We start from the raw sequence: 2758 nt of genomic DNA on the forward strand, positions 1-2758 counted from the left end.
AATATGGAGCTTTCAATCTTTTCTTTATTATCTAGGGGATTGCCTAAAGGATCTATTATCCTACCCAAAATCTCATATCCCACCGCAATAGAAGCTGCCTTGGAGGTTTTTATAACTTCGTCTTTTACCTCGATTTTAGTATAATCTCCCAATACAACGGCTTTTATTAACCCTTTATCTATTTTTAGCGCTAAAGCGTAAATATCGGCTTTTGGAAGATATAAAAGTTCATAAAAACCTACATCTTTTAAATGCTCTATTTCAATAATACCATCGCCTATATCTTTAACGATACCCTCTTCTTTATAAACCGGTGAAAAACTCTCTTTTTTCAATCCATTTATAGCGTTTTTAAAAATTTTTTCCACAAACTCTTTAGAATTTATCATATCTTCTGCTCTATAGACTCTTTTGCTTTTTCAATAATCGATCTTATTGACCCGTCAAATAGATTTTCATTTACTCTTATCTTTATGCCACCTATTAACTCTTTATCTATCTTTATCTCTTTTTCAATTTTTTGGCATTTGAAAATATCTAAAAGTTTATCTATATCTTTAAGAGTCTCTTCACTAACCGAGTTAGCCAAATATATCTGCACTTTGCATTCATTTGGTTTTTCTATCTTTTTCAATATATCCGCAAACTCTTTATCAAAATTTTTTATAAATTTTTTAACAATTAATTCGTTAAAATCTTTATCTATTATATGTTCTAAAAGCTCTATGGAAAATTTTTGGGAAAACTCTTTACTTTTTTCTATTATAAATTTGTAGATCTTTTGTTTTTCCTCTTGAACTATTTTTTTCTCTTTTTCCAAAATCTCTTTTGCTTCGTTTTTAGCCTCTTCTAATATTTTTTCCCTGATTTTAAAAGCTTGGGCGTTTGCTTCATTAATAATTTTTTGTTTTAATATTTTTATCTCTTTTAACTCTTTTTCATATTCTTCTTTTAATTTTAAAGCCTCTTTTTCCTTTTTCGTAGCTATTTCAAATCTTTTATTTATTATCTCGTCTCTTTCATTTATAACCTTTTTTATAGGTTTAAATAAAAGTCTATATAAAATATATAAAACAATTAAAAAATTTACGATCGAAAAAGCAAAAGTCCACCAGTTAAACATAAATTATCCTATTGTAAAACATATTTTAAAAGAGGGTTTGCAAAAAGAATTATTAGCGATATCACCAAAGAATAGATTGCCACCGATTCCACCATAGCCATACCCACAAATAAAAGTTTTGTTATCTCGTTAGCAGATTCTGGCTGTCTGCCTATAGTTTCAATAGCTTTTGTTAAAGCTTCCCCCTCTCCTCTTGAAGGTGCATATCCCCCTATTGCTATGGTTAATCCCGCGGTAAATATGGATACCGCAATAATTATCGTTAAACTATCCATTTACTCTCCTTTAGTCTCAACTTCAATTCCGCCCATTATAAAAATAAAACTAAGCATCCCAAAAAGATAAGCTTGAATAACATCCCCTACTATACTTAATAAAATCATAGGCACAGGAACTATAAAACCGGCTAAAAGCACCAATATTGCCACAATTAACTCCCAACTTAGCATATTTCCAAAAAGTCTTATAGCCATCGCAAATATTCTTGAAATATCTCCAAAAATATTTAAAGGAAGAAGTATAAATACAGGCTTTATATATTTTTTTAAATAGTTTTTTAGCCCACTATACCTTATCCCATAATAGTGTATCGAAAAAAAGACCACTAAAGCCAAAGCCGAGGTTACGCTCAAATCTCTAGTGGGATTATGCAAATATGGGATCAAATCCACAAGATTTAAAAACCCTACATATATCCATATGGTGCCAATAAATGGAACTAACGCCCAAGGATCCTTTTTAAAAACGGATTCTATCGCATTATAGATAGCAACAACTACGCTTTCTAAAAATATCTGTGTTTTTGAAGGTTTTAAGATCGATAATTTTCTATTAAAAACTATCAAAAAAAGCGTTAAAAAAGCTATTACTCCCCAACTTGTAACAACCACGTCCGTTACGGGTATAACGATATCAAAAACTTTTATCTCAAAAACTGTCTGAGGATTTACTATAGCTTTTTCAATCATTTTTATTTCCTTAAACCCATCTATGGTATGATATATCAAATGATATTAAAACTTTTTGAAAGAGGATTATGGAAGGAAAAGTTGTCTCGCTCAGCGCAAATGTTTGCGATATCTATTTTGATGAGGAGTTACCTAAAATTTTTGAGGCTTTACAGATAAAAACGGATGATAAAATTATATATTTAGAGACTCAAAAACAGATAGATTCCCATCATGTAAGGGCTTTGGCTCTTGGTTTTTTACAAAATGTAAAGCCCGGAATGAAAGTAAAAAGACTATACTCTCCTCTAAAAACGCCCGTGGGTCAAAAAGTTTTAGGAAGGGTATTAAATGTTTTTGGAGAAGCCATAGACGAAAAAGAGAGCGACTTTGATCAATTTGAAGCGATTCATAAAAACTCTCCTACTATCTCAAAACAGTCCGAAAAAATAAAAATTTATGAAACGGGAATTAAGATAATCGATCTATTGGCTCCTTTTATCATGGGTGGGAAAGTTGGACTTTTTGGAGGTGCCGGAGTTGGAAAAACTGTTTTGCTAATGGAGTTTATTTATAAAACGATTTCATTATATCAAGGAATAAGCGTTTTTGCCGGCGTTGGAGAAAGAGTTAGAGAGGGGCATGAACTTTATAATGAAATGATAAAAGCAAAGGTTATGGATAAAAC

General features: G+C 30.9%; 4 protein-coding genes and 1 pseudogene. 1 reads left to right on the top strand and 4 read right to left on the bottom strand.

The window, feature by feature from the left end; genetic code table 11:
* The 4 genes and pseudogenes from AC30RD_RS08115 to AC30RD_RS08130 form a co-directional block, all read right to left on the bottom strand.
* A pseudogene (locus AC30RD_RS08115) lies at positions 1-389 on the bottom strand (hypothetical protein); the annotation flags it as partial.
* Positions 386-1123 carry a F0F1 ATP synthase subunit delta gene (locus AC30RD_RS08120; protein ID WP_489493973.1) on the bottom strand — a complete coding sequence of 246 codons (738 nt, stop codon included), beginning with the start codon at positions 1121-1123 and terminating at the stop codon, positions 386-388. The gene AC30RD_RS08120 and the pseudogene AC30RD_RS08115, both read right to left, overlap by 4 nt.
* Before the next feature lie 8 nt (positions 1124-1131).
* Positions 1132-1398 carry an ATP synthase F0 subunit C gene (gene atpE / locus AC30RD_RS08125; protein WP_489493974.1) on the bottom strand — a complete coding sequence of 89 codons (267 nt, stop codon included), beginning with the start codon at positions 1396-1398 and terminating at the stop codon, positions 1132-1134.
* Entirely contained in the window at positions 1399-2091 is a 693-nt protein-coding gene (locus AC30RD_RS08130; RefSeq protein ID WP_489493976.1) for a F0F1 ATP synthase subunit A, read from the bottom strand.
* Positions 2092-2159: 68 nt separating this feature from the next.
* Between AC30RD_RS08130 and AC30RD_RS08135 the strand changes: the two genes are divergently transcribed.
* Positions 2160-2758: F0F1 ATP synthase subunit beta (locus AC30RD_RS08135; protein ID WP_489493977.1), on the top strand; the 599-nt coding region annotated here is incomplete at its 3' end.

This window comes from Nitrosophilus sp., from assembly GCF_982775275.1.